The sequence below is a fragment of the Blautia sp. CGZ-1-C1 genome, assembly GCF_056504575.1.
This window is the reverse complement of the sequence record NZ_JBWLUT010000001.1, coordinates 1-4,919: the sequence shown is the minus strand read 5'-3', so window position 1 is coordinate 4,919 and position 4,919 is coordinate 1. Positions and strand designations below refer to the sequence as shown.

The window sequence follows — 4,919 nt, the reverse complement described above, 5'->3', positions numbered from 1 at the left end:
TCACTGACGGAGCATTTATCCAGACATGGGTTCCTTATAAGGAAGATGTATGGGTATGTCGTGTAGCGAATAGTCTTTTTGGCAGTTATAATCCATATACAACTATGGTTTATGGAGACTGGTATTTTGCAAAAGCTGATAAACATACAGGATGCGTATATCTCAATAATCGTGCTCTTTATGAAGCAGGAAGCGTGGAAGAATGCATCAAAGGTGCGGTTTATGAGTGTAGCTGGGTTCCGGAAGAATCTACTTATAAATGGTATACAGAGCAGGATCAGGAAAAAGATGAGACAGTAATTTATGCTAATTTCCATGGGAAAAATCCAAATGAGGAAAATGTAGAAATCAACGTACGTCGTGAATGCTTTATGCCATCCAAAACCGGTGTAGGATATATCACAGTCAGTGGTTTTGGAGTTACCAAAGCAGCTACTACCTGGGCTCCGCCGGCAGCTTATCAGGATGGCATGATTGGCCCTCATTGGAGTAAAGGATGGATTATTGAGGACTGCGAAATTTCCAACAGTAAATGTGCAGGTATTTCTCTTGGAAAATATTATGATCCTGATAACGATCATTATTTTACGAATAAATATGTTAAGAGTCCTACACAAATGGAAAGAGATGCGGTATGCCGGGGACAGTATCATGGATGGCTTAAAGAAAAGGTAGGAAGTCATATTATCCGCCGAAATAATATCCATCATTGTGAACAGGGTGGTATTATTGGCCGAATGGGTGGTGTATTCAGTATTATTGAGGACAACCATATTCATCATATCAACAATATGATGGAACTTGGTGGAGCAGAGATTGCAGGAATTAAGATGCATGCTGCAATTGATGTTATTATGAGGAGAAATCATATTCATCACTGTACGATGGGAATCTGGTGTGACTGGGAAGCTCAGGGTACGCGACTTTCTCAGAACCTTCTTCATGATAACCAGCGTCCGGCATTTGCAAAACAGCTAAAAGGCGGCATGATGTGTCAGGATATTTTTGTTGAGGTAGGTCATGGGCCGACTCTTATTGATAACAATATTCTTTTGTCAGATGTCAGTCTGCGTTTCGCTACGCAGGGAGTGGCTATGGTACATAACCTGATCTGTGGTGCTTTAACTTGTGTGGGTGAAGGAACCGGATGGCGTTATACTCCTTATCATATGCCTCATCGCACAGAGGTCATGGGATTTATGACAATACTTCATGGAGATGACCGTTTCTATAATAATATTTTTGTGCAGAAATGGCCTTCAGAAGATTTTATTACAATGCATGATTCTGACGATGGATTTGATTCTGAGAATCGAAGAGTCGGAACATGGATGTTTGATGAGTATCCAACTTATGACGAATGGATTTCCCAGTTTGATTTCACAAAACCTGCTGATATGAAAAAACTGGAACCAGTTCATTTTGATCATTTACCGGTGTGGAGTGAAGGAAACGTTTATCTTAATGGAGCCAAAGCATGGAAACATGAGAAAGATGGTTTTGTTTCTTCTGAGAACGCAAAGGTAGAGTTGACAGAGAAAGATGGAAAATATATTCTGGATACGAATATATACGAGATTCTTGGAGATTTCTCGGACCGTATGATTAATACAGAAATTTTAGGAAAAGCTTTTGAACCGGAAGAATTTTTTGAAAATCCGGATGGAACACCGATAAGATTTGACTCTGACTACTTTGGTGGACATAGAGGTGCTAAGGTAATTCCTGGACCTTTTGCAGAGAAGGAAGAGATTGGGAAGAACGTTAATATGAGTACTTGTGCTTTAAACAAACTGTAAAGCAGTTATGAGTAAGTAGCGAAGCGGATTGCCAATAAATATATCTGTTGCGCTTGAAAATGGAAATATATATAAATAATGAGACCCTCACTGTTATATTTATCTGGCAGTGAGGGTCTTGTTTTCCATAAAGAGAAGTAAGTCAATTAAGCAGATAAAGTCATTCGCTTACGTTACGTGTTTTTATGCGGAATAACTTTTTGCAGTTTATTGGTACTTGCTTAATCTGGTTAAATAGAAATTATTTATAAAATAATTCAACAATCTTTAATACTACTTCAACAGCGATATCCATACCTTCTATAGTGATATGTTCATAAGGCCCATGGTAAGCGTGTCCGCCGGTTCCGAGGTTTGGGCAGGGCAGGCCCATGAAGCTTAACCGGGCGCCGTCTGTGCCGCCGCGGATCGGAGTGATCAGTGGTGGGGTATTGCATTCTTTGCATGCAGAAACTGCGCAGTCGATTAGTTCCATGCATGTGTCGATGATTTCTTTCATGTTTCGGTATTGTTCTGTGATGGTAAGGTTTACGGTTCCGGTGCCCCATTTTTCATTTAATATTTTGGTGATGTGCTGCATTGTTTTTTTGCGGGCTTCGAAGGATGAGATATCGTGATCGCGGATGATGTAATCGAGAGTAGCGTTTGATACATCGCCGTTCATGGAACAAAGGTGGAAAAATCCCTCATAGTCTTCGGTATCGCGTGGAGTATCGGCTGATGGAAGCATGGAATTAAATTCCATAGCGACTAATGCTGCATTTATCATGGTGTTTTTGGATGAACCGGGGTGGACGTTGACGCCGGTAAATTCTACAACTGCTCTGGCTGCATTGAAGTTTTCGTACTGGATTTCGCCTTCTGTATCGCCGTCGAGTGTGTAGGCGTAATCTGCATCGAATTTTTTTACATCAAAATGCGCTGGTCCCATTCCAATTTCTTCGTCTGGAGTGAATGCGATGGAGAGTGGGCCATGAGGGATATTTTCACTGTTCAGTCGTTCAATCATGGTCATGATTTCGGCGATTCCGGCTTTATCATCTGCGCCGAGAATTGTGGTTCCGTCGGAAGTAATCAGAGTTCTGCCTTTTAAGGTTGAGAGATGAGGAAACATTTTCGGGGAGAGAACTCTGCCGCTGGTTCCAAGTGTAAGTTCTTTGCCGTCATAATCTGGAGTAACAACGGGAGTAACCGGATGATCGCAGAAATCAGATACGGTATCCATATGTGCGATAAAACCGAACTTTTTGCGAGATTCATATCCGTTGGTTGCCGGAATGTGTCCATAGACATAACAATGTTCATCTACACTGGCGTCATCTACTCCCAGTTCTTTTAACTCCTGCACAAGCTGTCTGGCAAGGTCGAACTGGTATTGTGTGGATGGGGATGTATTGGTTTCTTCGCTGCTTGGGGTGAAAACTTTTACATAAGATAATAAACGTTCGTATGCTTTCATAAATTTAATCCTCCTGGATGAAGCTGGAATTGTGTTTTGAAAAAAGTATTCAGCTTTGATGATGTAAGTATAACACGTTAATGAAGCTACGTAAAAAATTTTATATAAGATAGTTTTTCTGTTTTTGTACATATGGAAGATATACTTGAGATATGCTAGAATAAAAACAGTTACAATTTTCTGAGCGGAAATTATTGTAGTGGTAGAGGAAGTTACAAAAAAGATAATTTATAGCAATCCTGAGGTTGTTATAGGAAAGGCAAGAGGGGGAAATGAAGAAAGAGGAAAAGTGCGCAATTCAGGAGAATGGCACAAAGAAGCAGAGTACAGAAGAACAAAGTCCGAAAGAATATAGTCCGGTGGAAGAAAGTACATTAAAAAGGAAACTGCAATATTATAGTGGTGAGATTCAGCGTGATGTGGGGAATCTTGTGAAATGGCTGATGATAGCAGTTGTTGTGGGATGTATTGTGGGGGCGGCCAGTACGCTGTTTTCTTTTGTGTTAAAAGGAGTGACCAGTTACAGGAAGGAAAATGGATGGACGTTTTATTTGTTGCCGATGATGGGACTGATTATTGTATTTCTGTATGAGAAATTTGGTAAGGATGATGGAGGTACAAATCAGGTACTTTCTACGGTAAGATCACAGGATGATGTGCCACTTTTGTCGGCACCGTTGATTTTTATTTCTACGGCGCTTACGCATCTGGCGGGTGGTTCCGCGGGACGTGAGGGAGCTGCGATTCAGCTTGGCGGAAGTATTGCGAATCAGCTCGGAAGATGGATTCATCTGGATGAAGAGGATCGGCATGTGATTGTTATGTGCGGTATGAGTGCAGCTTTCTCCGCATTGTTTGGAACACCGATGGCGGCAGCTGTGTTTGCGCTGGAAGTTGTAAGTGTGGGAGTTATGTATTATACGGCATTGATGCCTTGTATGATCGCTTCATTGGTCGCATCTGGGTTTGCTGCCGGAATGGGAGTTACGCCGGAGGCTTTTCATGTGGTGGATATTCCGGAGCTGACGATTGAGACTGGCTTGAAAATGGGAGTTGTGGCATGTGGATGTGCAGTGGTCAGTATTGTATTTTGTATGGTATTGAACGGTGTTGCAGGGGTTTATACAAGATGGATTAAAAATTCGTATGTCCGTGTAGTTGTGGGTGCCTGTCTTGTAATTGGAATTACATTGCTTCTTGGGACAACAGATTATATGGGAGCTGGTGCGGAATTGATCGAGAAAGCAGTGGAAGAAGGGCAGGCAAGGCCGTTGGATTTTTTCTGGAAGCTGATTTTGACCGCATTGACGATGCGTGCAGGCTTTCGTGGTGGTGAGATTGTACCGTCGTTTTGTATCGGGGCAACGTTTGGATGTGTGATGGGAAACTGGCTGGGACTTTCACCGTCTATCTGTGCGGCATGTGGTATGGCTGCTGTGTTCTGTGGAGTGACAAACTGTCCGATCACATCGATTCTGATTGCATTTGAGATGTTTGGATTTAAGGGTGTTTCTTTTTATCTGATCGCGGTGTCTATCAGCTATGCGGCTTCAGGATATTATGGATTGTATAAGGATCAGACGATTGTGTATTCAAAGTATAAGGCGAAATATGTGAATAGGCATACGAGGTTTTAAATGAATAAGTAATGACTTTTACTG

3 protein-coding genes are annotated in these 4,919 nt (G+C 41.8%); 2 read left to right on the top strand and 1 reads right to left on the bottom strand.

The genetic code is table 11. The features are described from left to right. Positions 1-1,799 (top strand): right-handed parallel beta-helix repeat-containing protein (locus AC058W_RS00015; RefSeq protein WP_479389499.1); only part of this gene is annotated, 1,799 nt, incomplete at its 5' end. Positions 1,800-2,040: 241 nt separating this feature from the next. On the opposite strand, the gene pepT is transcribed toward AC058W_RS00015, so the two are convergent. Beyond that, positions 2,041-3,258: a peptidase T gene (gene pepT, locus AC058W_RS00010; protein WP_479389498.1), complete on the bottom strand. Its 1,218-nt coding sequence runs from the start codon at positions 3,256-3,258 to the stop codon at positions 2,041-2,043. A gap of 272 nt (positions 3,259-3,530) precedes the next feature. Between pepT and AC058W_RS00005 the strand changes: the two genes are divergently transcribed. Next, on the top strand, positions 3,531-4,895 hold the full coding sequence (locus AC058W_RS00005; protein WP_479389497.1) for a chloride channel protein: 1,365 nt from the start codon (positions 3,531-3,533) through the stop codon (positions 4,893-4,895). The last annotated feature ends 24 nt before the right edge of the window (positions 4,896-4,919 follow it).